Here is a 26,776-nt window from a genome sequence, read left to right as displayed (position 1 = left end):
CGCCTGCGGCGCCGCCAGCGCCGCGGTAGCCGAAGCCGCCGGCGCCCGAGGCGGCGGAGCCGCCGTACCGGCCGCCGCCGATCGTGCGGCCGCCCGGCGAAGCCAGCTCCTTCACGCCATCCGGGATTTCCTTGAGGAAGCGTGAAGGAGGATTGCTGCTCGTGCGCCCGAACAGGGTGCGCATCCGGGCGCAGGTCATGTACAGCTGCTGCTCGGCGCGCGTGATGCCGACATAGGCGAGGCGCCGCTCCTCCTCGAGCTCCTCGTTGTCGGTGAAGGCCCGGCTGTGCGGGAAGACGCCTTCCTCGCAGCCGATGATGAACACAACCGGGAACTCAAGGCCTTTGGCGCTGTGCATCGTCATCAGGATGACCGCGTCGTCCGGCGTCTCGTCCTTGTCCATGGAATCGATGTCGGCGATGAGCGCGAGATCGGTCAGGAACGAGACGAGCGACTTGTCGTCGTTGCGCTTCTCGAATTCCATCGTCACGGACAGGAACTCCTCGATGTTCTCGACGCGGGCTTTGGACTCCAGCGTGTTCTCGCGCTGCAGCTCCAGCCGGTATTCCGACAGCTCCAGCACCTTCTCGGTCAGCTCGGTCACGGACAGGTAGTCGCGCATGCCGGTCAGATTGTCGATCATCGTGCGGAAGTCCTGCAGCAGCGTGCGCGTGCGTCCGTTGACCTCGACGCCGGACAGGTCGCCGAGCACCTGGAAGATCGAGGAGCCGCGGCGCGCCGCCTCCTCGGCCAGCTTGGCGATCGTCGTGTCGCCGATGCCCCGCTTCGGAACGTTGATGATGCGGGTCAGGCTGATGTCGTCGTCCGGATTGGACACAAGGCGCAGATACCCGAGCACGTCCTTGATCTCCTTGCGGTCGTAGAACTTGATGCCCCCGACGATCTGGTACGGAATATCCGACTTGATCAGGATTTCCTCGATGACCCGGGACTGGGCATTCGTCCGGTACAGGATGGCATGGTCCGCATAATTGCGGCCGCCATTGCGCCCCGTGCGGATCTCGCCCGTAATATAGTAGCCTTCGTCATGCTCCGAATCGGCCTGGTACATCTTGATGGCTTCGCCGGCGCCCCGCTCGGTCCACAAGCGCTTGTCCTTGCGGCCGGTGTTCTGGCCGATGACCGCATTGGCCGCGTTCAGGATATTGGAGCTCGAACGGTAGTTCTGCTCCAGCAGGATCGTCCGCGCCTCCGGGTAGTCTTCCTCGAAGTTCAAGATGTTCGTGATGTCCGCTCCCCGCCACCGGTAGATCGACTGGTCGCTGTCGCCGACGACGCAGATGTTGTGGTGCTTGTCCGCCAGCATGCGGCAGAGCATATACTGGGCGCGGTTCGTATCCTGATACTCGTCGACATGGATGTAGCGGAACTTGTTCTGGTAGAAATCCAGCACCTCCGGCACATCCGTGAACAGCTGGATCGTCGACATGATGAGATCGTCGAAGTCGAGCGAGTTGTTGCTGCGCAGCCGCTTCTGGTACATCTTGTACACATCCGAGGCGACCTTCTGGAAGTAGTCGCTGCCGGCCTTCGTCTCGAAACGGACCGGATCGATCAGCTCGTTCTTCGCGCTGCTGATGACGGCCTGCACCGCCTTCGGCTCGAACTTCTTGGTGTCGATGTTGAGATCCTTCATGCAGCCGCGGATGACCGACAGCTGGTCGCCGGAGTCCAGGATCGAGAAGTTCGACGTGAAGCCGATCCGATCGATGTCCTTGCGCAGGATGCGCACGCACATGGAGTGGAAGGTCGATACCCATATATCGCTGCCGCCGGCTCCGACGAGCTTGGACACGCGATCCCTCATCTCGCGGGCAGCCTTGTTTGTGAAGGTGATGGCCAGAATGCTCCAAGGAGCCACGCGCCGCTTCTCGATCAGCCAAGCGATCCGATGCGTGAGCACCCTCGTCTTGCCCGAGCCGGCGCCGGCCATGATCAGCAGCGGCCCGTCGGTCGCCTGAACGGCCTCGCGCTGGGGAGGATTCAGCTTCCCGACCGCGGCTTCGATTCCGATGTCGTTCATCATATATGCATTCGTTCTCCTTTGCTCGGCGCCAGCCTCCGAACGAATACCGCGCCTTCGCGGATCCGCCTGCTGTTCGCCTTTGTTCGCCTGTCTCCAGTCTAGGGCAACCGGGCCGGAAGTGTCAATGAAGGAACCGGGCCGGACAGAAGGTAATTTTCCTCATCTCCGCCTGCTTGCCGGCGCAAGCTTGCAGAGGCGCCTGTATGCGGCTATCGCCGTCTCCCCCGCGAGTCGCAGTCACGTACATCCGCCGCTGCAGCATAAGGCGGTGCAGCTACGGCGGTGGCTGCAGGCATAAGGCGGTGCAGCTGCAGCGGTGGCTGCAGGCGGAAATGCTGAACAGCAGCATCGGCAGCCGAAAGGGAACGGCTTCGTCGCCGCTGCGTTCACGCCATACGCTATAGAGGAGAAATTTTCCTACGGCGCCAGTTTAGTCTCCTTGACCGCCCGCACCGTAGCGAGCCCGTTGTCGAAATGATCGTACAGCGCATTGCCGACTACGACAGTCGGAGCCGTCCGCGCCGCCAGAGCCGCTCGCTCCGGACCGTCGATGCCCCCGCCATAAAACAGCCTGGCTTGCCGCAGCGACCGCCTCACCCTGCGCACCAGCTCCATGTCGCCGAATCGGCCGCTGTATTCCAAATAGACGATCGGCAGCCGCATCAGCCTGTCGGCCAGCTGGGCGTAGGCGACGGCTCCGTTCTCGTCCAGATCCGTCCTTGCCCCCGTCACACGGGCCGCCTCGGCAGCCTCGTTCAGAATGATATACCCTTCGCCAAGCGTCCTCTCCCAAGGAATGAGCGGCCCCCACTCCTCCAGAGCCTTGGCCTGGCGTCCGGTAATCCAATCCCCGTCAGGGGTATTCAGAGCGATCGGAATCAAGTAGAAGTCGAAGCCGGGCACCGCGAGCTCGAGGCTCGACACTTCAAGAACGGCGGGAATTCCCGAGCCCTCCATGGAATGCAGGAGAGACTCCGTGTTCTCGTAGGTGAGGCCGCTGGAGCCGCCGACCAGTATCGCATCCGTGCCGGAGGACAGGACCCGGTCCATCTCCTTGCCGGCGAGCTTCTTGTCGGGATCCAGCTTGAATACATGCCTCCATTGGTCAAATGCTTCCGCCATGATTTCCGTCTCCCATTCGTCTTGTCGCTTCCAAGCCTGTTGTTCCAGTCTAGTGAAGGGCCGGCTTCGTTGTCAATTCGGGCTGGATGCCGGCGCAGCGCGGTCTCCCGGCTTCGTTGGATCCGCCCGAAAAACCTGCCGGCGCGGGCTCCCTCAAGCCGGGCTTGGAGCGCTGTTTCAAAAGAAGCGGCCCTTTTTCCGCTGCCGCACCCGCTTTGCTCCTCGATCGCTCAGAGGATCTCCTTCCCGGGCAGCTTCGCAACCGCATGGAGCGGCCTCTCTTGTTTCAAGGCGGGAAGCATGTTGGTAATGGAACCTACAAAGAGGACAAGGCAATTCCACTTCCGAAGGAGGAAACGATCATGAGCAAAGCAGACGTTGACCATATGGAAACGGAAACCGGAGCGATCAAGGACGAGCAGCGCGCGAGACAAGAGCTCGAGCGGACGGAGGCGCATCCGAACGGCGGGCATCCAAGCGGCCACGAGCCGCAAGGAATCGTGGAGGCAGACAGCGCGGTCCATCCTCCTGCGGTCAAAGGAACGGACGGGCCGGTCCAGCAGGACGAGCCGCAGGATGACGAGGAAGGCGACAGACGACGCGTGCCGAGCGATTTGGACCGTTCGTCCGCCAGCGACCCTCGCCTGCCTTACTTCATTTCCATCACTTCAAAGACGATCGAGCATGAGCGCTCCGGCACGGATCAGCTTGAGATCAGCGCGACCCAGGAGGAGCTGGAGAAGCTCAAGATCCTGCTGGACGAAATGGAGTCGACCGACGATGTCAGCTCCCTCGTGGCGGCCATTCCGTACAAGTCCAACGACAGGAGCCCGACCCAGAAGCGCTATCAAAGCCATGTGAACGATTTGTACATGACGATTCACGAGCTGGGGACGGCCGAGACGCGGGCTTTCATTGAAGGCACGAACCTGTTCCGCGAGCTGAACAATACGGACTTCGATCTGCCCGGCTACGATAAGGAGCCCAAGATCTGAGAGTCCTGCACCAAAAAAGGCTGCATGCCGTCCCTTTCGGGGCGTGCACCCAGCCTTTTGCTTTCTTTTTATTAGCGATACCATCAGCGCCGATCCCGCTTCAAGCAAATCCGGCAGCTCCGGCCCCGCTTCATGCCGGGAGCGGAACGCTGGACCAGACGGTTAGGAGCCGTAAACGGCGCCGACCTTTCCATTCGTAAAGGTCACATAATTGCTGTAGCCGTAACTCCAGGTTTCAACCGTAATGCCCCTGCTGCTGAGAACGCTTTTGGAGCTTGGCCGGCCCCAGCTGAGAAGCACCTGCTCCTTGTTCATTCCGACAGCCACCTTTTCCTGCTTGACCAAGGACCATGTCGATTGGGACCACTTGTAGGTCTTGTATGGATCCGCGGTCAGGAAGTTCTCGCTGTTGCCGAGAAGCTCGCTTACCATCGAGGCATCGTAGGCCGTATGCGATACCAGCTTGCCCGAAACCAGCCTGAAGTACAGCGTGAAGGAACCGCCCTGCTCCGGATAGATGTCTTCAATCGTAACTTTCTGGAATCGGTAATCGCTGTCGAAATGGTTGATCCAGTAGCTCTTGCCGATCAGACGAGTCAAGCCTCCAAGCTTTTCCTGCCGGATGATTTGGTCCGTCCGCGGAGTCGTAATCTGCATTACGGCTTTGCCCATCGTCACGGTCATGTATTGATAGGAGGAGTTCCAGTCCAAGGAAGCGCCAAGAGCAGACTTGAGCAGAGCCGCCGGGAATACCGCCGTTCCGCCGACCGTCTGGACTTTGCCCGGCATAGCCAGCGGCTTGCCGTCTACAACCGCGGAAGCGCTGCCCTGCTTCAGCTGGATGACCCGGCTGCCTTGCTTGACGGTGAAGGTTTTGGAGCCCGAATCCCAGGCAACCGAATAACCGAGTTCCTTGAATGTGCCCTTGAGCGGCAAATACATCGTTCCGTCCAGATAAGCGCCGCCCTCCAGCGCTTGGTTCGAACTGATGGTCACATGGACCGTTCGGCTTTGTCCCCCGGAAACGACGGTCACGTCCGTCTCGCCAGCCGCAAGCGCTTTGAGCTGTCCGTCCGGAAGCTTTTGCAGCAGACTCGGCTTCTCGATCGTCACGTTGGCTTCAGCCAGCGGAACGGTGCGGGCCGCCATTCCTTCCCACTTCTCCTCGATGGAGACATGCACTTTATCGCCTACCGCAAGGTCGGTCGCTTCGAGCTCCATTTTGAGCTCTTCGACGGCCGGCAGCTCCATCTCGAACCGTTTGCCGCTGCCGGTCTCATACGCCTCAAGCTTGCCGTCCTGCATGCGGAGAACGAGATACGAATCGCTGAAGTAGACAATTTCGGATGCGCCTGTCAAACCGGGATAAGCTTCCGTCAACTTGAACTTGTTGCTGATGTCGTTATGCCAGACGGTTCCGTCCTTGCGGACAACCGCCAGCATTCCGGATCGGCTGTAATCGGCGCTGACGGCATCCTCCACGATCGGTCTCGGCACGTACTTCGTCAAGTCGGCACGGTCGAAGCCAAGGTAATCGTAGGCTTCAAGCTTTCCCGTGCGATAGAGGACAACAAAGACGGAATCCTGGCCGTCTTTGCCGGATGTGGCGCGAAGGGAAACGACGGATTCGGCATTGACGGCAGCGACCAGCTTGCCGCTGCCGAATTTGCCGTCGGCATAGATCTGCCCGGATGGATTCATGGATGCGGTAAGGTTTCCTCCGCAATCGGCCAAGGACGCTTGAGGGGCCGTCCCTCCGACTTGGCCGCCGCCTAGCTCCCACACCGTTCCGTCCTGCTTAAGGAGGCAGCTGCCGGCCAACGCTTTGACGCCTTGAGCCAGCGAGACGGCTTTTCCTCCGTCCAAGCCGACGAGGCCGCCGCCGGGAGTCAATCCATACCCGTTTTCGATGCTGCTCAGCTTGACGTCGGCGATCTCATAGCCCTTTTTTCCTTGGATCCAGACCGTGCCGTCCTCCAGCAAGTAATTTGTTCCGTCAAAATCAACGACGCGGCTGCTTCCGCCGGCCCACACGCCTGCAGGCGCCGAACAAGCCATGACAACAGCCAGAATAGTAGAAGCTATCCACCTTTTGTGCTTCACGATCAAATCTTCCCTTCTCCCCATTAAATATAGGAAGATAGTACCATGAGAAGGAAAATAAAACCTTATTCCATTCCACAAATGGTTCTTAGGGATTATTTTTTATCTTATTATCAATACAACTTAGGTTATTTCCTCGATTATTTAAACACCGAGTAAAGCTCTTCCAGTGCCGCGTCCGCATCGACTTCGAGAGCGAACGATACCGGATTCCCCACGCTCGGGAAGACGCGGCGGTCGGTGACGACCATGCCGTCGGTCAGCCGGTCGCCGCAGGCGATGGACGCATGGAGCGTCGTGCAGGTGACCATTTCGGGGAATACGGCCGCGATGACGGCCAGCGGATCATGAAGCGGGCAGGCGTTGTCCAGCTTGTTCACCTGCTGGTAGAAGTCGAAGTAGATCGCGAACGAATCCTTCAGGAAATCGACCAGCGGAGCGTTTTCAGGAAGGCAGGTTTTGCCCAGCTCGTCCAAGGCATCGCGGGTAAGCAGCGTCTGCAGCGTCACGTCGAGCCCGATGACCGTCAGCGGCAGCCCGGCTTCCATGAGCACCGCCGCCGATTCCGGGTCACCCCAGAAGTTGGCCTCGGCGACCGGCGTCACGTTGCCCGGCACGAGCACATTGCCGCCCATGACGACGACGCTGCGGAACTTGGAGGCGATCGACGGATCGCGGCGCAGCGCAAGCGCCAGGTTCGTCATCCGCCCCATCAGGACGAGGGTCACCTCGCCGGGACGCTCGTTCGCGATGCGGACGAGATAATCCGCAGCGGCTTCGCCGAGCGGCAGCTGGTCAGAAGGGGGGAGCACCGCGCCGCCGATTCCGTTCTCTCCATGCACATGGGAGGTCGAGCCCTGGAACTCGCGCTCCAGCGGCTTCGAGGCGCCCTTGACGACCTGCACGCGGTCGCGCGCGCCGGCGAGCTGGATCAGGCGCAGCGTATTGTCCGTCGCCTGATCGACGTCGATATTGCCGAACACCGTGCATACAGCCTCCAGCCGGATAGCCGGCGACTTCACGGCGTACAGGATCGCCAACGCATCGTCGATCCCCGTATCGGCGTCAATAATCATGGAAACAGGCTCGCGCCCTTCAAACTTGCTGACATTCATCCGTCATAACCCTCTCTGTATGCAAAATGAATCCCCAACGCCTCTCGGAAACCGGGAAGCGTTGGGGCGAAAAGCCTTGATATTTCATGGAACTTCATGCTGGCTGACCGCCGTCAAATGCGAACTCATCGCGCGCTGGGCGCTTCACCAGCTGGCTCCGAGCGCCGAGCCCTTACTTCACCAGCTGGCCGCGAGTGACGCCGAGCTGGTTGGTCGCCTTCAGGCTGCGCCATACCTGGGTGCCGCTGATGCGGCCGTTGATGGCGTCGCGGTACAGAGCGAGCACCTCGCCCACCTTCTCGGCCGGCTCCTCGAGGAACTCGACCCGGTAGGAGCGCACGCCAAGCTCCAGGAAGTTGCGCAGGTATTCCGCGCCCGACTGCTCGATCGCATTGTAGACCGTGTTGCGGCAGCCCTCGTCCACGCGGACGGGGTGGGACATGCCGATGCGGTCCTGCAGGGAAATATTGTGCTCCTCGCAAGGACGGCCGCAGTTCGTGAAGTCGGTGCCTTCGCTGAGGAACGTGCAGTACACGCAGTGCTCGGTATGGAACATCGGCAGATGCTGGTGGATGACCACCTCAAGCGCCGAAGTGTCGCGGGTGTTGCCGAGCAGGTCGACCATCTGCTGGATATTGAGGTCGTAGGATGGCGTCAGCACGTCGCAGCCCGCTTCGCGGAACAGTTCCACCGCCTTATGGTTGGCGATGTTGAGCGAGAAGTCCCCGATCAGCTTGGGGAAAGGCTCGCCCGGCCGCTCCATGCGGGCCCGCAGGTAATAATACAGCGCGCCGGTGTTGCGCACAAGAACCGCATCCGGCTTCAGGCGCAGAATATTGGCGTGGTAGCCGTTCTCGTTGGGCATATGGATGCGCGGCGTCGCCAGCGCGATCGGCTTGCCTGCCGCGCGCGCGGTTTCGATGGCGGCCGGGAACTGCTTGATGAACTCGAAGTCGGCGTAGATCATCTCCACGTCCGTAGCGCAGGCAGCCTTCACCTGATCCAGCGTGCGGCACAGAGCGGTCAGGCGTGCAGCGCCGGGACCTGCCGCGACGGCGGCGTCCTTGTCGCGCTGCTCCTGGGTGCGGGCGTCCGCAAAGATATCCGCCTCCCGCTTGACGTAAACGGGCGGCTTCGGCCGCTCGCCCGCGAGCTGCTCCACCGCTTCGCGCCGCATCCGGTTCAGCTCGCGCACCGGAATGATCAGCTCGCCGTCCAGCTTCACTTCCAGCTCCTCGAGCTGGTACAGCGTGCCGCCGAGCCGGCCGAACTGGTCTTCAAGCAGCGCCTGGTCCATCGGCCGCTTGAGAGCTTTCTCCAGCGGCATCTCGCTGACCGCCTCGACGGTCGTCCCTTTCTGGACGTCGGTCCACCAGGTGCGCAGCGGCTGCCCTTCGGCGCCCTCCACCCTCAGCGCGAGCGGGAACACGCGATACGGCTTTTCCGTTTCGTACGTCGCTCGCAGGCGGCGGTCCAGAGCCGGATCGTTCGTTTTCCAGACGCGATCGCCGACCTTCACCCGCTGCAGATTGACGTCGCTGCGGCCCGGCACGATATCGAGCACGGTGCCTTCCATCGCCTCGCCCTCGATCTTCACGCCTTGGCGGCGGATATCGTAGACGCGTCCGCCCTCTTCCTTCTGTGTCGGATCTCCGGCGTCGAACACGATGCCGTCGCCCCGCTTGAGCGGCGCTTCCAGCCGGCAGACGACGCCGTCGCGCAGGATGCGCTCGACGCGGCCGAGGTAGACGCCCCGGCTTTTCGGGAACGTGCCCTCGACCAGCTGCTTGTTGTTCGTTCCCTTGAGGAAGCCGTGCGTGAAGCCGCGCGAGAAGCTCTGCTGCAGCTCGCGCACTTCCTCCTTGGACGGGCCGGAACGGTCGCCGTCAAAGTAAGCGTCGATGGCGCTGCGGTACTTGGACACGACGTTGGCCACGTACTCGGGGCTTTTCAGACGTCCTTCGATTTTAAAGGAAGTGACGCCCGCTTCGATCAGCTCCGGCACGATGTCGATCGCGGCCAAATCCTTGGGGGACAGCAGATAGGCGATATCGCCCATCGGCTTCTGCTCGCCGTCGACCATCAGATCGTAGGGAAGGCGGCACGCTTGCGCGCATTCGCCGCGGTTGGCGGAGCGGCCTCCCCACATTTCCGAGGTGAGGCATTGGCCGGAATAGCTGACGCACAGCGCGCCATGAACGAATACCTCCATCGGCAGCTTGGCCTTCTCGCCGATCGTCTTGATCTGCTTGAGGTTGTTCTCCCGTCCGAGCACGACGCGCTCGATGTCGAACGGCTTGGTGAACTCCACCGCCTCCGGAGAGGTGATCGTCATCTGGGTAGAGCCGTGGATCGGGAAATCCGGCGAGATTTCGCGAATCATTTTCACCAGTCCCAGATCCTGCACGATGACCGCGTCCACGCCCGCGTCCACGCAAGCTTCGATCAGCGTTTTCGCGTCTCGCAGCTCATCCTCGAAGACGAGAATGTTGAACGTCAAAAATCCCTTTACCCCGTAGCTGTGCAGAAACGCCATGATTTCCGCCAGCTCGTCCATCCGGAAGTTGTTGGCGCGCGCCCGCGCGTTGAACTTCTCGACGCCGAAGAAAACGGCGTCCGCTCCGTTCGCGACCGCCGCCCTCATGCACTCCCAATCGCCGGCCGGGGCCAGCAGCTCGATGTCTTGCCTTTGTATGGTTAAGGTCATTGCCTCGATATGCCTCCGTATCTATCTTCTCAACTAGTGTGGCCGTCTGACACGGCCGCTATACTGCTAGTGTAGCAGAGTAAGGCCGGTTGCACCAAGCATTCCGGGGAAAAAGCAGGCTGGCAACTTCAGGCCGCAGCCCCAGCGGCGGAGGAATTCTTGCCTTGACCGGGCAGAGCCGGCACTGCGAAAAAGGAGAAGGCGGTCGGCCTCCCGCTCGGGAGGCGGACCGCCTTGACAGACGGCGTTTCCATTCAATGACGTCGGCGAAGCCTGCTCGACCTCGCGGGGAAGCCGGCATCAGGTCCGGATTTCGGTCCCGCCGTTTATATACGGTCTCAGGTCCGGATTTCGCTCCGGCCGTTCATATACGGTCTCAAGGCGTCCGGAATCCGAATGCTGCCGTCTTCCCTCTGATGGATCTCCAGCAGCGGAATAAGAATTCGCGGCGAAGCTGCCGCCGTATTGTTGAGCGTGAAGCAATGCCTCAGCATGCCCTCGTCGTCCCGGTAGCGGATGCCGGCACGCCGGGCTTGGAAATCAAGCAGGTTCGACGACGAATGCGTCTCCCCATATGCGTCCCGGCTCGGCATCCAGGCTTCCAGGTCGAACTGCTTGTGCGTCTTCTGCGACATATCCCCGCCGCAGACGGCCATGACGCGGTACGGCAGCTCCAGCAGCTCCAGCACCTTGCGGGCATGACCGGTAATTTCCCTGTGGAGCCGTTCCGCCTCCTCCCGGTCGGCCCGGCAGATGACGACCTGCTCGACCTTGGCGAACTGATGCACCCGGTAGAGGCCATGCGTGTCGCGGCCGGCCGAGCCGGCTTCGCTGCGGAAGCAGGCCGACACCGCCGCCAGCCTCAGCGGCTCCGAGACGTCGATGATCTCGCCGCTGTAGTAGTTCACGAGCGGCACCTCCGCCGTGCCGGCCAGCCGCTCGTCCCTCCCTTCCAGGCGATAGGTCTGATCCTCGCCCGACGGGAAAAATCCGGTGCTCGTGAACGCTTCCGTACGCACCATGACCGGCACTTCGAGCAGCGTGAAGCCCTCGCGCAGCAGGACGTCCAGCGCCAGCTGCTGGACCGCCCGGTGGAGCAGCGCGCCGTCTCCCTTCAAATAATAGCTGCGGGTTCCGCCCGTCTTGACGCCCCTGGCAAAATCGACCATCCCGTGCAGCTCGCCGAGCTCGACATGGCTCAGCGGCGCGAAGCCGAATTCCGGCGGCTGTCCCCATGCATCCACCTGCACGTTGTCAAGATCCGACTTGCCCGCAGGAGTGTCATCCGATACGGGATTGGGCACTTCCAGCATCAGTCTGCGATATTCACTCTCGGCATCGGCGAGGGCCGGCTCGACTTCAAGCAGCCTTTCATTCGCCTCGCGCGCCTGCTGCTTCGACTTCTCGGCTGCCGCGGGCAGCTTCGCCCGCATATGGGCGGCGACCTGCGCCGATGCCAGGTTCCGCGCCTGCCGCAGCTCATCGGCCTGCCCCTGCAGCTTCCGCCGCAGCGCATCCGCAGCGAGCAGCTCCTCCACATTGAACGCCGAGCCTTTCGCCGCCGCCGCTTTCTTCACTTCTTCCGGATTTTCCCGGATCCATCCCATTTCCAACATGCCGCACCGCTCCTTTGTCTGTGAAAAAAACACAAAAAGCGCCCTGTCCTGTTGGGACGAGGAGCGCTTGACTCGCGGTGCCACCCAATTTGGCCGGCTGAAAGATCCGACCCTCTTTGGTTCCGCGGTAACGGGCGGTCCGGCAAACTTAGGGGAACGGAATTCCCTTGGCGAAAACGCCTCCGAGTTGGATTCTCATCATCGGCATGGTGACGGTATGCATTTGAATCAGTATAGCGGAAACGCCGTTCTTGCACAACTGGATTCCATTTTCCTTAACGGCATGAACGGAACAGGTTTATCGTTAACGCCGTATGTCATTAAACCTTTAAAGTTGCTATACTGATTTTGTTTTATATAGATGGGCAGCATTTGCCCCTGGAGATTAAATACGTGTAGAATCGGAGCCGACTCGATGACGGAAGATTTCATTTATATCCTGTTGGGCGTGTTCGATGCCCTGGCCATCTGGGCTTGCGCACTGACCCCTTTCAAGCTTCCCATTTACGCCTATAGATGGCGGCTTCTCGGCAGCAGCGTCTTCATCGCCCTGCTCTCTTACGTCAACCGCATGGTATTGCCTTTGTCCGTGCTGGATACGCCTATCCAATTTGTGATTCTCCTGCTTTTATGCCGCTATATGCTGAAAATCCGGTTCTTCTGGTCGACTCTCGCACTCGTGACGGGGTACATGCTGTATATGCCGCTTCAATTCGGCCTCTACTTCCTGCTGACCGCTTCGGGACTCGTGCCCGAAGAAGTGATGGCCCAGAGTACCGGCTACGTCTTCCTGCTTCAAATCGCATCCATCCTGACGGCCTATGTAATCGCCCTCATCCTGAAAGCGTCCGGGAAAGGCTTCTCCTTCATTCAGCAGCCTCCCCATGATTTCTCCGTGAAGGAGAACTACTTTACCTCCGCGAACGAGAAGCTGTTGATCGGCATTGCCGTCGGTCTGGTCTGCATTTCCTTTTCCGTGATGCTGATCCACCATTCCTACCAGCTCGTTATTTTTCCGGGGGTTCTTCTCGCTTCATTTACCGTCTACTCCGTCGCCTGGAGGCGGAATCGTCTGATTTCGGATGCGCAGGAAACCGATTTCCATAGGAGCAAGGGGAGGATGGACTAAAGCAGTCCTGCCCTCCGCTTGCCGCTATTCCCGGTCATGAAATGAAGGCGGAAGCGCTTCAACGGATTGTCCAGTTATTATGCGTTTTTGTCATCATCTCGCTTTGCAGGCTGTATGCGGGTGGGGGGCATGCTATAATGAAAGCGTTTATGGATCATTCTAATCCACGGGAGGTTATTCACCATGAAGCTTGGTGTATTCTCTGTTCTGTTTGCGCAAAAAACGTTCGAGGAATCGCTTGACTACATCGCGTCCAAAGGGCTCGACGCTCTTGAAATCGGAACCGGCAACTATCCGGGCAGCCCCCATCTTGACCTGGACGAGCTGCTTGCCGACGACGGCAAGCGCCGCGCGTTCAAGCAGGCGGTCGAATCCCGCGGCCTCATCATCAGCGCCCTGAGCTGCCACGGCAATCCGCTGCATCCGCAGAAAGCGATCTCGACCGAGCATGACGGAATCATCCGCAAGACGATCGAGCTGGCCAACCGTCTGGAGGTTCCGGTCGTCAACACGTTCTCCGGCCTGCCTGGAGACCATGAGGACGCCAAGTATCCGAACTGGCCGGTAGCGCCATGGCCGAACGACTTCCAGGAAGTGCTGAAGTGGCAGTGGGAACAGAAGGTCATTCCTTACTGGACCGACATCAACAACATCTCCGAAGCGGCTGGCGTGAAGATCGGCCTTGAGCTGCACGGCGGCTTCTCCGTCCATACGCCGGCCACGATGCTCCGCCTGCGCGAAGCGACGGGCAAAGCGATCGGAGCCAACCTTGACCCGAGCCATATGTGGTGGCAGGGCATCGATCCGGTCCAGGCGATCCATATCCTCGGCCGCGAAGGCGCGATCCACCATTTCCATGCCAAGGATACGACGATCGATCCGATCAACGTCAACAAGCACGGCGTAACGGACATGCAGTCCTACACGCTCATGCTCGACCGCGCTTGGCAGTTCCGTTCCGTCGGCTTCGGCCACGACCTCAAGGTATGGGCCGACATCATCAGCGCGCTGCGCCTCGTCGGCTACGACTATGTCGTCAGCATCGAGCATGAAGACGGCCTCATGAGCGTCGAGGAAGGCTTCAGCAAAGCGGTCGCCAACCTGCAGCAGGTGCTCATCCGCGAGCCGCTCGGCGAGATGTGGTGGGTGTGACCCGCACGTAAGCGCAGGAGATAAAAAGGCTTCCCGGCAGCAGACGCTGCATCGGGAAGCCTTTTTAGTTCGAAGCGCGGTATGTAGGGCAGCGGTTTACGCCAGCCATACTTTGAAGATCATGATATAGTCGATGACGAGGAACACGAGCAGGCATGCGGCGCCCCAGCCGATGGCGAAGATGTTCTTCTTGCGCTGGCCGACAAGGCGTACAAGCCCGATAGCGATGACGATCGTGAACAAAAGCATAAAGATGTCGAACGTATTGAAGTTGCTCGTCGCGGCCTTGGCCGCTTCTGCTGCAAGATACATGGGGTGCTACCTCCCGGGTTAGATTGCTGTGAGACCGCTTCCGACGGCGTCGATGCCGAAATGCCTGGACCGGATTCGGGCGGCTTATGGACGTATATAAGCTATGGTATCTTTTAGGCGTGCCGGATGCAAGATGTTTTCGCTCCGTAACACGTTTGCCACAATTTTGTCACCTTCTAATTTGCCGCGCCTCCGGTCCGGTTATTCTTTCCCATTATAAAAATTCCGGATAGCCTGCATCAACATTCCTTATAGGCCGCGGCTTCCCGGTTATTGCCCCTGCGATCCCGCTATGGTACGATCGGATTAGCGTAATCATACCTTTTTTATCGGATATTAAAATACCGGAACCAACTATAGGAGGTTCATTTCCATGGCTTACGAAATGCCCTGGACGGCCGACACGTCCAAGCTGAATAAAATGGAACTTTGGAAAATCGAGAAGGACGGACTGGATGTCATCCGCACGATTATCGAGAAGTATGCCCTGGAAGGTTATGACTCTATTCCCGAGGACGACATGAACCGCTTCAAATGGGCAGGCGTCTACGAGCAGAAGCCGCGCGACGGCTACTTCATGATGCGGATCCGCATCAATTCCGGCGTCATGACGACCGCTCAGGCCAGAGCCCTCGCCTCGATCGGCCGCGACTACGGCCGGGACCTGATCGACGTCACGACCCGCCAGGCGATTCAGTACCACTGGCTCCGCATCGAGAACATGCCGGATATCTTCAAGCGGCTCGAGGAAGTCGGCCTGTACAGCTACGAATCCTGCGGCGACTGCCCGCGCACGATCGTCGGCAACCCTCTTCAGGGCATCGACAAGGATGAACTGATGGATACGACTGCGCTCGTCGAGGAAATCAACGACTTCTTCCTCATGAACCGCGACTTCTCCAACCTGCCGCGCAAATACAAAATGTCCGTCTCCGCGAATATCTACAACAACGCGCATGCGGAAATCAACGACCTGGCCTTCACGCCGGCCGTCAAAGTCATCGACGGCGAAGAAGTCATCGGCTTCCACGCCTGGGTCGGAGGCGGACTCTCGGCCAAGCCCTATCTGGCCAAGGAGCTCGATATGTTCGTCCGTCCCGAGGAAGCTCTCAAGGTTGCGGTCGGCGTCACCACCCTGTTCCGCGACCACGGCTACCGCGAGAAGCGCCATCATGCCCGCCTGAAGTTCCTCGTCGCCGATTGGGGCCCGGAGAAATTCCAGGAGGAGCTGCTCAAGCTGATCGGCGACATGCCTTCGCGCGGCGAGAGCAAGACGGCCGGCTGGCAGGCGGCCTACTTCGACGGCGTGCACAAGCAGAAGGACGGCCGCAACTACATCGGCCTCAATGTGCCGGTAGGACGCACCAATTCCGATGAGCTCGAGCAGCTGTGCGACATCGCCGACAAGTACGGCGAAGGCAAGATCCGCACGACGATGTCCCAGAACATCATCATTACGGGCGTCGCCGACGAGAACGTGGAAGCGGCCCTGGCCGCGCCGGTGCTGGAACGCCTCACGCCGAATCCGAAGCCGTTCATGAGCCGCACCGTCAGCTGCACCGGCAACGAGTTCTGCAATCTCGCCATCGTCGAGACCAAGGAATTCGCCCGCGTCGTCGCCGAATACCTCGACGAGAACGTCGAGCTGGACGAGAAGATCCGCATCCACTTCATCGGCTGCCCGAACGGCTGCGGCCAGAAGCATATTGCAGACATCGGCCTCCAGGGCTCCCTGGTGAAAACCCCGGACGGCATGGTCGACGCCTTCGACATCGCCGTCGGCGGCATCCTCGGCCCCGGCGCAACCTTCAACAAGCCGCTCAAGGGCCGTGTGAAGGCAGGCGACGTTCCGTCCGTCCTAGCTCAGCTGATCGGCTATTACAAGGACGACCGCCAAGCCGGCGAGTCCTTCCACCAGTTCGTCAACCGCGTCGGCGTTCCTGCCTTCCAGGAGAAGCTGACCGGCATTCTGACCGCCTCGGCGAGCTGAGCAGGTTGAAATTCAAAACCGCCCCTCAAAGGGGCGGTTTTTTTTGCATGGTTTATTGCGTATGACCGGATGGAGCAGAGCTGCTGGCAGGGGCAGATTTGTCGTATAGGTAAATGTGCGCTTGGATGTTTTGCCGACGAAAGATTTGGCCGTATGAGCCTCTGTCTATAAGGTACCCCTCTACATTCCCATAGCTTTCCAAGCCATATCGGACATACGTTCCGTTATTTATAGAATTCCAGGTCATTTCCGGATTTATCGGACATACGTTCCGCTATTCTCGAATTCGTATCCGTATATCAATACGTTTTAAAGAAATAACGGATCCTATGTCCGATAAGACGTACAAAACGCTGATTTACGCCTAATAACGGATCCTATGTCCGATAGACGAACAAAACGCCGATTGACGCCGTCACGGCTTCTCTGTGCAATACGCTAGCAATACGCCGATTAATGCCTAATCACGGATCCTATGTCCGTCACGAGAAACAAAACGCTGATTCACGCTTAAAGCCTCAAATCGGCAACTCTTCCCATTCCAGAGCACGGCTTCATTGTCTTTGATCCCGAAGAGCAAAAAAACAGCCCTCGAGCGGATATACCGCACGAAGGCTGCTGCTTGCAAACTGCCGGACGAATTCCATGGAGGGCAACGACACGATAACGCGTTTTGCCGGAAAGTCCAGCTCATACTCCGTTCCCTTGAGCTCCTATTTCGAGCCCGTATCCTTCGGCTTGCGGCCTCTCTTCTTCGGCGCCTCTTCCGTGCCTCTCTTTTTCGTGGCAGCTTCCGTGCCGCGCTTCTTCGGGGCCGTGACGTATTCGCCGCGGCTCTCGGCGGCAAGCATCTGCTCGCCGGCCGCCCCGACCTCGGCAGCCGCTCCGGACGCCTCGGCGCGGGCGACCGCTTCCTCGGTCCGCTTGCGGTCGCGCTCCAGCACCGGGCCGAGGTACTTGCCCGTGTACGAGCCCTCTACCTTGACGACCTGCTCCGGCGTGCCCGTCGCGACGATCATGCCGCCGCCGCTGCCGCCCTCCGGTCCGAGATCGATGAGATAGTCGGCGGTCTTGATGACGTCGAGGCTATGCTCGATGACGAGCACAGACTCGCCGGAATCGACGAGGCGATGCAGCACCTGAAGCAGACGGTCGACGTCGTCCATATGGAGACCCGTCGTCGGCTCGTCCAGAATATAGAATGTGCGTCCCGTGCTGCGCCGGTACAGCTCGGAGGCGAGCTTCACGCGCTGCGCTTCGCCGCCGGACAGCGTCGTCGCCGGTTGGCCCATGTTCATGTAGCCCAGGCCGACATCCATCAGCGTCTGCAGCTTGCGGTGGATCTTCGGAATGTTGCGGAAGAATTCCGTCGCGTCCTCGATCGTCATATCCAGCACGTCGGCGATGCTGTGCCCCTTGTACTTGACCTCCAGCGTCTCGCGGTTGTACCGCTTGCCCTTGCAGATCTCGCATGGCACGTACACGTCCGGCAGGAAGTGCATCTCGATCTTGATGATGCCGTCGCCGCGGCACGCTTCGCAGCGGCCTCCCTTGATATTGAAGCTGAATCGGCCTTTCTTGTAGCCGCGCACCTTGGCCTCGTTGGTGGAGGAGTAGACGTCGCGGATATCGTCGAAGACGCCGGTATAGGTCGCCGGGTTGGAGCGCGGCGTGCGGCCGATCGGCGACTGGTCGATGTCGATGACCTTGTCGATCTGCTCCAGTCCCCGAATTTCCTTGAACTCGCCGGGACGGACCTTCGCGCGGTTGAGATCCCTGGCAAGCGTCTTGTACAGAATCTCATTGACGAGCGTCGACTTGCCCGAGCCGGATACGCCGGTAACGGCCGTGAATACGCCGATCGGAACCTTGACGTTGACGCCCCGCAGGTTGTTCTCCTTGGCCCCGCGGATCTCCAGCCAGCGGTCGTCGGTCTTGCGGCGCTTCTGCGGCACGGCGATGAACTTGCGGCCGCTGAGGTATTGGCCGGTCAGGGAATTCTCGTCCTTCATGACCTCCTGCGGCGTGCCTTGGGCGATGACATGGCCGCCATGAATGCCGGCTCCAGGCCCGATGTCGATGATGTAATCGGCGGCCAGCATCGTGTCCTCGTCATGCTCGACGACGATGAGCGTATTGCCGAGGTTGCGCATATGCTCCAGCGTGCCGATCAGCCGGTCGTTGTCGCGCTGGTGCAGCCCGATGCTGGGCTCGTCCAAGATGTAGAGAACGCCCATGAGGCTGGAGCCGATCTGGGTAGCCAGACGGATCCGCTGCGCCTCGCCGCCCGACAGCGTCCCCGCCGCCCGAGACATGGACAAGTAATTCAGGCCGACATTGACGAGGAAGCCGAGCCGGCTGTTGATTTCCTTGAGAATGAGATTCGCGATCGTCCGGTCCTTCTGGTTCAAATCGAGCGATCCGAAGAAGTCTTGCGCGTCCCCGATGGACAAGGAGGTCGTATAGGCGATGTTCTGCCCTCCGACCGTAACCGCTAGACTCTCCTTCTTGAGACGCTGGCCTTTGCAGCTGCCGCAAGGCTTGGCGCTCATGTATTCCTCGATATACTCGCGCATGGAATCGGAGGCCGTGTCGCGGTAGCGTCGGGCCAGGTTGTTCACGACGCCCTCGAACGGCACATACGCCTCCTTGCGGAAGCCGAAGTCGTTCTCATACTGGAACTTGACCCGCTCCCCGCCCGTGCCGTACATCAGCTTTTTCATCTGCTCGGCGGTCAGTTCGCTGACCGGCACGTCCATCGGAATGTGGTAATGCTTGCATACGGCGGCCATGAATTGCGGGTAATAGTTCGACGTGCTGCCCGCCCATGCCTCGAAAGCACCTTGCGAAATCGTCTTGCCCGGATCATGGATGAGCAGATCCGGATCGACGATCATCTTGGCGCCCAGGCCGTCGCATTCCGGGCAGGCTCCGAACGGACTGTTGAAGGAGAACATCCGCGGCGAAAGCTCGTCGATGCTGAAGCCGCAGATCGGACAAGCCAGGTTGGAGCTGAACAGCAGCTCCTCCTGATCGATGATGTCGACGATCACCTGGCCTTCGGACAGCTTGAGCGCCGTCTCCAGCGAGTCGGCGAGACGGGTCCGGATATCCTCCTTGACGACGATCCGGTCGACGACGACCTCGATGCTGTGCTTCTTGTTCTTCTCCAGCTCGATGCTCTCGCTCAGGTCGCGCAGCTCGCCGTCCACGCGGACGCGGACGAAGCCCTGCTTCTGGATGTCCTGCAGCAGCTTGGTGTGCTCGCCCTTGCGGCCGGAGATGATCGGGGCCAGAATCTGCAGCCGGGTGCGCTCCGGATATTCCAGGATGCGGTCGACCATCTGCTCCACCGTCTGGGACGTAATCTCGATGCCGTGCTCCGGGCAATGGGGCTTGCCGATCCGGGCGAACAGGAGCCGAAGATAATCGTAGATCTCCGTGACGGTTCCGACCGTGGAGCGCGGGTTGCGGCTTGTCGTCTTCTGATCGATGGAAATGGCGGGGGAAAGCCCCTCGATGGAATCGACGTCGGGCTTCTCCATCTGGCCGAGGAACTGGCGCGCGTATGCGGACAGAGATTCCACATAGCGGCGCTGCCCTTCGGCGTAAATCGTGTCGAACGCGAGCGAGGACTTGCCCGAGCCGCTGAGGCCCGTCAGCACGACGAACTTGTCGCGCGGAATCGTCACGTCGATATTTTTCAGGTTATGGGCTCTGGCGCCCTTGATCTCGATACGGTCGCTTGCCACAGGCTGGTACCCTCCTATATCCAATAGGGCGGCCGCGAAAGGCCGCTCCTTGCTGCTTCTATATTAGAGAGCGGCAGTGCCGCTCCTTTGAACAGGGAATCCCGCCGCTCCGCTCAGCTGTCTTCGGCCCGCAGCTCGAGAAGCGCGTCGCGCAGTTCCGCCGCCTTCTCGAAGTTGAGGTTCTTGGCGGCGTTCTTCATCTCCGCCTCCAGGCGGTTGATGACCTGCTGGCGCTCCTTCTTGGTGAGCTTGCCGGAGACACCGGACAGATAGTCGGCCTTCTGCTCGGCCGCCTGAGTCTCCTCGATGACGTCGTGGATCCGCTTGCGGATCGTCGTCGGCGTCACGCCGTGCTTCTCGTTGTACGCTTCCTGGATGGAACGCCGGCGCTGAGTCTCCGAGATCGCGAGCTTCATGGAATCGGTGATCTTGTCGCCGTACATGATGACCCGGCCCTCGGAATTGCGCGCCGCCCGTCCGATCGTCTGGATGAGCGACCGCTCGGAGCGGAGGAAGCCTTCCTTGTCCGCATCGAGAATCGTCACCAGCGATACTTCCGGAAGATCGAGGCCTTCCCGCAGCAGGTTGATGCCGACGAGCACATGGAAGGTGCCGACGCGCAGATCGCGCAGAATCGCCATCCGCTCCAGCGTCTTGATGTCGGAGTGCAGGTAGCGGACCTTGATGCCGACCTCCTTGAGGTAGTCGGTGAGATCCTCCGCCATTTTCTTGGTCAGCGTCGTGACGAGCACGCGCTCGTCCTTGGCGATGCGGTCGCGGATCTCGCCGAGCAGATCGTCGATCTGCCCCTTCGTCGGACGGACCTCGATGATGGGATCCAGCAGTCCCGTCGGGCGGATGATCTGCTGGATAGGCTCTCCCGGAGCGGTCTCCAGCTCGTACGGGCCCGGCGTCGCGGACACATAGATCGTCTGCTTGTCCTTGGCCTCGAACTCCTCGAAGCGCAGCGGCCGGTTGTCCATGGCGGACGGCAGCCGGAAGCCGTGCTCCACCAGCACTTCCTTCCGCGCGCGGTCGCCGTTGTACATGGCGCGGATCTGCGGCAGCGTCACATGGGATTCGTCGATGACGATGAGCATGTCGTCCGGGAAATAGTCCATCAGCGTATACGGAGTCGCTCCCCGCTCGCGGAAGGTCAGCGGTCCGGAGTAGTTCTCGATGCCGGAGCAGAAGCCCATCTCCTGCATCATCTCGATGTCGTAGCGGGTCCGCTGCTCCAGCCGCTGCGCCTCCAGCAGCTTGCCCCGCTCGCGCAGTTCGGCCAGACGCTCCTCCAGCTCGCGCTCGATGTTGACAAGCGCGATCTTCATCTTGTCCTCGTGGGTGACAAAGTGGGAGGCCGGAAAGATCGCAACATGGTCGCGCTCTCCGATGATCTCTCCCGTCAGGACGTCGATCTCGGTGATGCGCTCGATCTCGTCTCCGAACAGCTCGACGCGGATCGCCCGCTCGTTGTTCGCGACCGGGAAGATCTCCACGATGTCGCCCCGCACCCGGAACGTGCCGCGCACGAAGTTGATGTCGTTGCGCTGGTACTGGATGTCGACAAGCTTGTGCAGGATCTGGTCGCGCCCCTTCTCCATCCCCTTGCGCAGCGACAGCACGAGGCTGCCGTACTCCGATGGCGAGCCGAGGCCGTAGATGCACGACACGCTGGCGACGATGATGACGTCGCGGCGCTCGAACAGCGAGCTGGTCGCGGAGTGGCGCAGCTTGTCGATCTCGTCGTTGATGCTGGAATCCTTCTCGATGTAGGTGTCGGTCGACGGGAGGTAGGCTTCGGGCTGGTAATAGTCATAGTAGCTGACGAAGTAGGAGACGGCGTTGTCGGGGAAGAACTCCTGGAACTCGCTGCACAGCTGGGCGGCAAGCGTCTTGTTGTGGGCGATTACGAGCGTCGGGCGGTTGAGCTTGGCAATGGTGTTGGCTATCGTATAGGTCTTGCCCGTGCCGGTGGCGCCGAGCAGGATCTGGTGCTTCTGTCCCTCCCGCACCCCTTCGACGAGCTTCTGGATCGCGCCGGGCTGGTCGCCCTGGGGCGTATAGTCCGACTTCAGGTTGAAAAGTTTCTGTACGGTATCGGCCATATGGCTCTGAAACACCTCGATTCCTCTATATATGAAGCTAAAGACCCGGTCCCAAAGACCCGGTATAGCAAGTGAAATCTACTATTATATGAATAATTCCCTATTTAACTGTATACCCCGGAGAGCCGATAAAGTAGACGTCCCCGAATTTCATAAGAATATTTGTTCCCATTCATTATACCGAGTCGTTTCTTGGCTTGCAATGAGAACACTTTGGCAATCCAGCCTGTTTCCGGACGCCCTCTCCATCTTCGGCAAGGGATTTATATCTATACCCGCAATCCTTTCTATAGGAACGCTTCTTCCGCCGCGGCGGCAAGACGTTCTGCCATATAGGGACCTACTCAAGGAGCGTGAACGGCCTCATGGACTTAACGACACTAATCGGAATCGCGGCAGGCATCGCCGCTCTGGTCGGCGGCTTCCTCTGGGAAGGCGGCGAAATGCACGGCCTGGTGGAAAAGACAGCCATCCTGATCGTCTTCGGCGGCACCTTCGCCGCCGTCGCCGTCAGCTTCCCCGCCTCCCGCCTGCGCGGCATTCCATCCGCCCTTCGCCTCGCCTTCAGCAAGGACGAGGATTCGCAGCAGCAGATCATCGAGCGCATGACCGAGATGGCGACGATCGCCCGCCGCGGCGGCGTGCTGGCGCTGGAGACGCATGCCGGCAAGCTCGACGACCGCTTTCTGCGCGAAGGCATCCTCATGGTCGTGGACGGCACGGATCCAGACCTGACCAAGGACATTCTCGAGCTCGAGATCGAGGCGATGGAGCGGAGCCATGAGCAGCAGGCCAAAATTTTCGAAAGCGCGGGAGGCTTCGCTCCGACAATGGGAATCATCGGCACCGTCATGGGCTTGATCAAAGTGCTCGGCGACCTGCATGATCCCGGCTCGCTCGGCTCCTCGATCGCCGTGGCGTTCACGGCTACGCTGTACGGCGTCGCTTCGGCCAATGTCGTCTACCTGCCGCTGGCTTCCAAAATCCGCTCCCGCAGCCAGGAGCAGGTGCATCGCATGGAGATGATGCTCGAAGGCATCATGGGCCTCCAGGCCGGAGAGAACCCGCAGCTGATCCGCAAGAAGCTGCAGTCCTTCGTCGTCCAGGACGAGCCGATGCGCAGAAAGCCGAAGGCGGCGCGGGACGCGGCAGAGGGAAAGGCGGACGGGAATGCGGCGGAGGTCTAGGCGGCGCGGCGCGGCCGCGGCTGCCCCGGAAAACCATGAGCGCTGGCTCATTACCTATTCCGACCTCATCACGCTGCTGCTGATTTTCTTTGTCGTGCTCTATGCCATGAGTCAGCTGGATGTCAAAAAATACGAGGTTCTGGCGCAGTCTCTCCAGTTCCAGTTCAACAAATCGGATGCGGTGCTGGACGGCGGCCGCGGAGTCGCCGGTCAAGCGATACAAGACGGCTCCACGCTTCAAAGCCCGGTTCCAGCCAAGCCTGTCGTCTCCAGCGCGGAAACGGGAAAGGAGCAGCTGAAGCGGCTGCAGGAGGAAGAGCTGCAGAACCTGCTGAAGATCATCCAAACCTATATCAAGGACCACAAGCTCCAGGACCGCGTCTACGTCGCCGACACGCCCAAGGGCATCGCCATCCGGCTGAACGACCTGTTCCTGTTCGACCTCGGTCGGGCGCAGCTCAAGAAAGAGGCGACGCCGGTGCTGGACAAGCTGTCGAGCCTGTTCAAGTCGCTGGACAACACCGTGAGCATCGAAGGCCACACCGACAACCTGCCCATCAATCCAGGCGGGCAATATGCCGACAACTGGGAACTCTCGGCCGCCCGGTCGCTGTCCGTGCTCCACTACTTCATCGGCAGCAGCAAGCTGGCCCCGACCAAGTTCGAGATAGCCGGGTACGCCGATACGCGGCCGGTCACCTCCAACAGCACGGAAGGCGGCCGCTCCAAAAACCGGCGTGTGGAAATCACCGTCCTGCGCACGAGCGCCGATGCGGCGGCTAAATAGAACGCCTCGGGCAGGACAGCGTTTCGGTCGTGAGGGTTGGACGCATCATACGGGTTGAACGCATCCTGCGGGCTGGTCGCCTTCTTGCAGGCTGCAATCAGATCTAAGGGCTCCTCAGGAGCCTTTTTTTTTGCATTCCAACGACCTCTGATGCCTTGCTTTAAGGCTCGATATGAGCCTTATTGGCATCCTTTCAACTCCGATGAAGAGCCCTAAATCGGCATTGCTTTAACTCCGATAAAGCGCGCTAAGTTCCATACGGCCCCTGCCTCGCAGGGTTCGCCGGACCTCGGTTGGGGTAAGGATTGATTTAGTGGTAAAATGAAAGCATCATGCTTCGCAGAGAGAGGATGTTACGCTTGGACGATCTCATTATCCGCACGAGCAGCGGCCTGGTTCAGGGAGCCCGCGGCAAAGGAGTCCGATTCTGGAAGGGAATTCCGTTCGCGGAGCCGCCCGTCGGAGCCAGACGCTTCCGCAAGCCGCTGCCCGCCCAGCCATGGGAAGGAATGCTCCCGGCTGTCGAGCCCGGCCCGCTGGCGCCGCAGCCGGTCGATCCGTCCGGCGGAAGCTTCCGGCTCGTGCGCACCTCCATCCCGCAATCCGAGAATTGCCTGAACGTCAACGTGTGGGCGCCGCAGGAGCCTTCGGCCAAGCCGCTGCCTGTCATGGTCTGGATCCACGGCGGATCGTTCGTCACAGGCGGCGGCGGACTGCCGATCTATGACGGGACGGAACTTGCCCGCAGAGGCGGCCTCCTCGTCGTCACGACCAGCTACCGTCTTGGCGCTCTCGGCTTCCTGCATCTGTCTCCTTACGCCGACGGCTCGGATGCGGATGACGGTTACGTATCCAACGCCGGCCTGCTCGACCAGATCGCCGCGCTGGAGTGGGTGCAGGACAACATCGCCGCTTTCGGCGGAGATCCGGCTCAGGTGACCGTGTTCGGCGAATCCGCAGGCAGCATGAGCATCGCCGCCCTGCTGGCCATGCCCGCTGCGAAAGGACTTTTCCGGAGAGCCATCCTGCAGAGCGGCGCCTCCCAGGCGCTTCCGGAACGGCAAGGCTCGGTGCTCGCCGGAGCCTACCTGCATATGCTTGGCATCGGGCCGGGCGAGCTGGACCGGCTGGCGGATATCCCGACGTCCGAGCTGACGCGAGCGGCGGACAAGCTGAAGCGGGCTGCCGGAGAATCCGCCGTCATGCTGTTCCAGCCGGTCGTCGACGGCAAGACTCTGCCGGACTTCCCGCAGAACTTGATCGAGGCGGGCTCCGCCGACGGCATCGATGTTCTCATTGGCGTCAACCGCGATGAAGGCGCCTTGTTCATCCCGCCCGGCATGCCGCTTCTCTCCGACGAGAAGAACGCGCAAGCCTATGTCGCCGTGACGGGCGCGCCGGAGGCGGCGGAATGGACGCGCGGTTATCCGAGGACGACCGAAGGGCAGCAGCAGCTCATGACGGATCTCTTCTTCTGGCGCTCCTCCCTGCTGCTGGCGGACGCGCAGCTTCCGTACGCTCCCGTTTGGATGTACCGGTACGATTTCACTGTCGAAGGGCACGATGTGTTTGCAAAGGCCTTCCACGCGGCGGAGATTCCGTTCGTGTTCAACAATCTGGACCTGCTTCAGAATGTTGGTGTTGAAGTGAATGCGAGCATGCGCGTTATGGCGGAAAAGGTTCAGGACGCCTGGATCGCGTTCGCACGCACCGGAAATCCGTCGACCGCCGAGCTTGCTTGGCCGGCTTACGAGGCCTCCAGGCGCGCGACGATGATCTTCGACGCCGACAGCCGGGTCGAGCTAGATCCGGACGCGGAGAAGCGGCGGCGGCTGACCAAGAGGAGCTAGCCGTTGCGAAAAGCATTTCATGAATTTCGGGCTTAATTGGGGGGGCAGGTGGCTAGCCTTTAACACGTGACCTTCCCGTTGTAAATGTTCAGTTACTTCCTGACAATAAAAGTAGTCGGACTATCCTTCCGTTTTGTTGCGAAGAATTTTTGCTACTACGTATTTATGTGCGTAGAAAATAAATGAAGAAATTCTTGTAGCGGTAAAGCATCCCAACTATCGCTCACAAAAAACAGGTCAATCATGGTGGTATCTGACCATAATCGACCTGTTTGATGTATCGTCATAGCGTTATTTAGGTTACAAATTCAAGCAATGACGTACGCACAACAAATTCTAGATATCTTTATACGGGTATTACATGGGTTAGATGTATTATTGGTTGAATGTTGGGTTCATTCGGCACTAGGTAGCCCCCGCCAAAAAAAAAGCCCTAAAGAAAATGAACTTTAGGGCAAAGCACGTTAGCTATAATGATTGAGGGAACAATTCCAAATATGTTCTGTACCACTCAGGGCGCTGCGCTTTAATTTGAGAAAGAACCTCTGCTAATGCAACCCCCTTTAACTGAGACAGCTTTTCATAATTTATTTGCTGCGTATTCAGCCAAATCTGACCTAAATACTCACCACAGCTAGCTGCAATCATCTCATCATAGCTATTGTCATTGGACAATTGTATTAAAATGTCCACTGTCTCAGTATCTTGAAAATTGATACCTAAATCAATTACTGCATCATCTTTTTCCGCATCTGATGCAGTTGGGTCTTTTAATATCTCTAAAAGTTTCTCTTTCTTCATAAT

General features: G+C 59.8%; 17 protein-coding genes. 7 read left to right on the top strand and 10 right to left on the bottom strand.

The window, feature by feature from the left end:
• Positions 1–2,047, bottom strand: a 2,047-nt coding sequence (gene pcrA / locus VE23_RS19390; RefSeq protein WP_084781599.1) for a DNA helicase PcrA, incomplete at its 3' end; no start/stop codon positions are given.
• A gap of 417 nt (positions 2,048–2,464) precedes the next feature.
• Complete coding sequence (locus VE23_RS19385) at positions 2,465–3,169, bottom strand: heptaprenylglyceryl phosphate synthase (RefSeq protein ID WP_048745646.1); 705 nt, start codon at positions 3,167–3,169, stop codon at positions 2,465–2,467.
• A gap of 362 nt (positions 3,170–3,531) precedes the next feature.
• On the opposite strand from VE23_RS19385, the gene VE23_RS19380 reads away from it, so the two are divergent.
• Positions 3,532–4,164 (top strand): hypothetical protein, encoded by a 633-nt coding sequence (locus tag VE23_RS19380; RefSeq protein ID WP_157054002.1) that lies wholly within the window; start codon positions 3,532–3,534, stop codon positions 4,162–4,164.
• A 162-nt stretch (positions 4,165–4,326) separates the two neighbouring features.
• Here VE23_RS19380 and VE23_RS19375 read toward each other — a convergent pair whose 3' ends face one another.
• The 4 genes from VE23_RS19375 to serS form a co-directional block, all read right to left on the bottom strand.
• Positions 4,327–6,267, bottom strand: a complete 1,941-nt coding sequence (locus VE23_RS19375) for a stalk domain-containing protein (RefSeq protein WP_198156192.1) — start codon at positions 6,265–6,267, stop codon at positions 4,327–4,329.
• A gap of 140 nt (positions 6,268–6,407) precedes the next feature.
• Positions 6,408–7,382: a nucleoside hydrolase gene (locus VE23_RS19370; RefSeq protein ID WP_021879746.1), complete on the bottom strand. Its 975-nt coding sequence runs from the start codon at positions 7,380–7,382 to the stop codon at positions 6,408–6,410.
• A gap of 172 nt (positions 7,383–7,554) precedes the next feature.
• Complete coding sequence (locus VE23_RS19365; RefSeq protein WP_048745636.1) at positions 7,555–10,089, bottom strand: U32 family peptidase; 2,535 nt, start codon at positions 10,087–10,089, stop codon at positions 7,555–7,557.
• Between the two features lie 338 nt (positions 10,090–10,427).
• Entirely contained in the window at positions 10,428–11,705 is a 1,278-nt protein-coding gene (gene serS / locus VE23_RS19360; protein WP_048745635.1) for a serine--tRNA ligase, read from the bottom strand.
• A 415-nt stretch (positions 11,706–12,120) separates the two neighbouring features.
• On the opposite strand from serS, the gene VE23_RS19355 reads away from it, so the two are divergent.
• Complete coding sequence (locus VE23_RS19355) at positions 12,121–12,834, top strand: hypothetical protein (RefSeq protein ID WP_048745633.1); 714 nt, start codon at positions 12,121–12,123, stop codon at positions 12,832–12,834.
• Positions 12,835–13,017: 183 nt separating this feature from the next.
• A complete protein-coding gene (locus VE23_RS19350; protein WP_048745632.1) occupies positions 13,018–13,986 on the top strand; it encodes a sugar phosphate isomerase/epimerase family protein in 969 nt (322 codons plus the stop codon).
• A gap of 96 nt (positions 13,987–14,082) precedes the next feature.
• Here VE23_RS19350 and VE23_RS19345 read toward each other — a convergent pair whose 3' ends face one another.
• Positions 14,083–14,298, bottom strand: a complete 216-nt coding sequence (locus VE23_RS19345) for a hypothetical protein (RefSeq protein ID WP_021879740.1) — start codon at positions 14,296–14,298, stop codon at positions 14,083–14,085.
• 373 nt (positions 14,299–14,671) lie between these two features.
• Here VE23_RS19345 and VE23_RS19340 point away from each other — a divergent pair, with 373 nt between their 5' ends.
• Positions 14,672–16,288, top strand: a complete 1,617-nt coding sequence (locus VE23_RS19340) for a nitrite/sulfite reductase (RefSeq protein WP_048745631.1) — start codon at positions 14,672–14,674, stop codon at positions 16,286–16,288.
• A gap of 713 nt (positions 16,289–17,001) precedes the next feature.
• Here VE23_RS19340 and uvrA read toward each other — a convergent pair.
• Positions 17,002–20,040, bottom strand: coding sequence for an excinuclease ABC subunit UvrA (gene uvrA, locus VE23_RS19335; RefSeq protein WP_084781597.1), 3,039 nt, complete (start codon positions 20,038–20,040; stop codon positions 17,002–17,004).
• Between the two features lie 113 nt (positions 20,041–20,153).
• The gene (gene uvrB, locus VE23_RS19330; protein ID WP_049869804.1) at positions 20,154–22,148 is read right to left on the bottom strand and encodes an excinuclease ABC subunit UvrB; all 1,995 of its coding nucleotides are present in this window, start codon (positions 22,146–22,148) and stop codon (positions 20,154–20,156) included.
• Between the two features lie 365 nt (positions 22,149–22,513).
• On the opposite strand from uvrB, the gene VE23_RS19325 reads away from it, so the two are divergent.
• The 3 genes from VE23_RS19325 to VE23_RS19315 all read left to right on the top strand — a co-directional run bounded on the left by VE23_RS19325 (position 22,514) and on the right by VE23_RS19315 (position 25,972).
• The gene (locus VE23_RS19325) at positions 22,514–23,335 is read left to right on the top strand and encodes a flagellar motor protein (protein WP_048745388.1); all 822 of its coding nucleotides are present in this window, start codon (positions 22,514–22,516) and stop codon (positions 23,333–23,335) included.
• Entirely contained in the window at positions 23,319–24,122 is an 804-nt protein-coding gene (locus VE23_RS19320; RefSeq protein WP_021882146.1) for a flagellar motor protein MotB, read from the top strand. Before VE23_RS19325 ends, VE23_RS19320 begins: the two co-directional genes overlap by 17 nt.
• Positions 24,123–24,481: 359 nt before the next feature.
• A complete protein-coding gene (locus VE23_RS19315) occupies positions 24,482–25,972 on the top strand; it encodes a carboxylesterase/lipase family protein (RefSeq protein ID WP_049868834.1) in 1,491 nt (496 codons plus the stop codon).
• Positions 25,973–26,440: 468 nt separating this feature from the next.
• On the opposite strand, the gene VE23_RS19310 is transcribed toward VE23_RS19315, so the two are convergent.
• On the bottom strand, positions 26,441–26,773 hold the full coding sequence (locus VE23_RS19310; RefSeq protein ID WP_021882035.1) for a hypothetical protein: 333 nt from the start codon (positions 26,771–26,773) through the stop codon (positions 26,441–26,443).
• Positions 26,774–26,776 lie beyond the last annotated feature (3 nt).

This window comes from Paenibacillus sp. D9 (assembly GCF_001188365.1).
Classification (GTDB): Bacteria; Bacillota; Bacilli; order Paenibacillales; family Paenibacillaceae; genus Paenibacillus_O; species Paenibacillus_O humicus.
The sequence above is the reverse complement of the archived record's forward strand: the minus strand, read 5'-3'. Positions and strand labels throughout refer to the sequence as shown.

Bases quoted from the DNA above. Each gene is read 5' to 3' on its own strand.
- VE23_RS19310 (WP_021882035.1), bottom strand. From the start codon at position 26,773: ATGAAGAAAGAGAAACTTTTAGAGATATTAAAAGACCCAACTGCATCA.
- VE23_RS19370 (WP_021879746.1), bottom strand. From the start codon at position 7,382: ATGAATGTCAGCAAGTTTGAAGGGCGCGAGCCTGTTTCCATGATTATT.
- VE23_RS19355 (WP_048745633.1), top strand. From the start codon at position 12,121: ATGACGGAAGATTTCATTTATATCCTGTTGGGCGTGTTCGATGCCCTG.
- VE23_RS19320 (WP_021882146.1), top strand. From the start codon at position 23,319: ATGCGGCGGAGGTCTAGGCGGCGCGGCGCGGCCGCGGCTGCCCCGGAA.
- VE23_RS19365 (WP_048745636.1), bottom strand. From the start codon at position 10,089: ATGACCTTAACCATACAAAGGCAAGACATCGAGCTGCTGGCCCCGGCC.
- uvrB (WP_049869804.1), bottom strand. From the start codon at position 22,148: ATGGCCGATACCGTACAGAAACTTTTCAACCTGAAGTCGGACTATACG.
- serS (WP_048745635.1), bottom strand. From the start codon at position 11,705: ATGTTGGAAATGGGATGGATCCGGGAAAATCCGGAAGAAGTGAAGAAA.
- VE23_RS19385 (WP_048745646.1), bottom strand. From the start codon at position 3,169: ATGGCGGAAGCATTTGACCAATGGAGGCATGTATTCAAGCTGGATCCC.
- VE23_RS19350 (WP_048745632.1), top strand. From the start codon at position 13,018: ATGAAGCTTGGTGTATTCTCTGTTCTGTTTGCGCAAAAAACGTTCGAG.
- VE23_RS19345 (WP_021879740.1), bottom strand. From the start codon at position 14,298: ATGTATCTTGCAGCAGAAGCGGCCAAGGCCGCGACGAGCAACTTCAAT.
- VE23_RS19380 (WP_157054002.1), top strand. From the start codon at position 3,532: ATGAGCAAAGCAGACGTTGACCATATGGAAACGGAAACCGGAGCGATC.
- VE23_RS19325 (WP_048745388.1), top strand. From the start codon at position 22,514: ATGGACTTAACGACACTAATCGGAATCGCGGCAGGCATCGCCGCTCTG.
- VE23_RS19340 (WP_048745631.1), top strand. From the start codon at position 14,672: ATGGCTTACGAAATGCCCTGGACGGCCGACACGTCCAAGCTGAATAAA.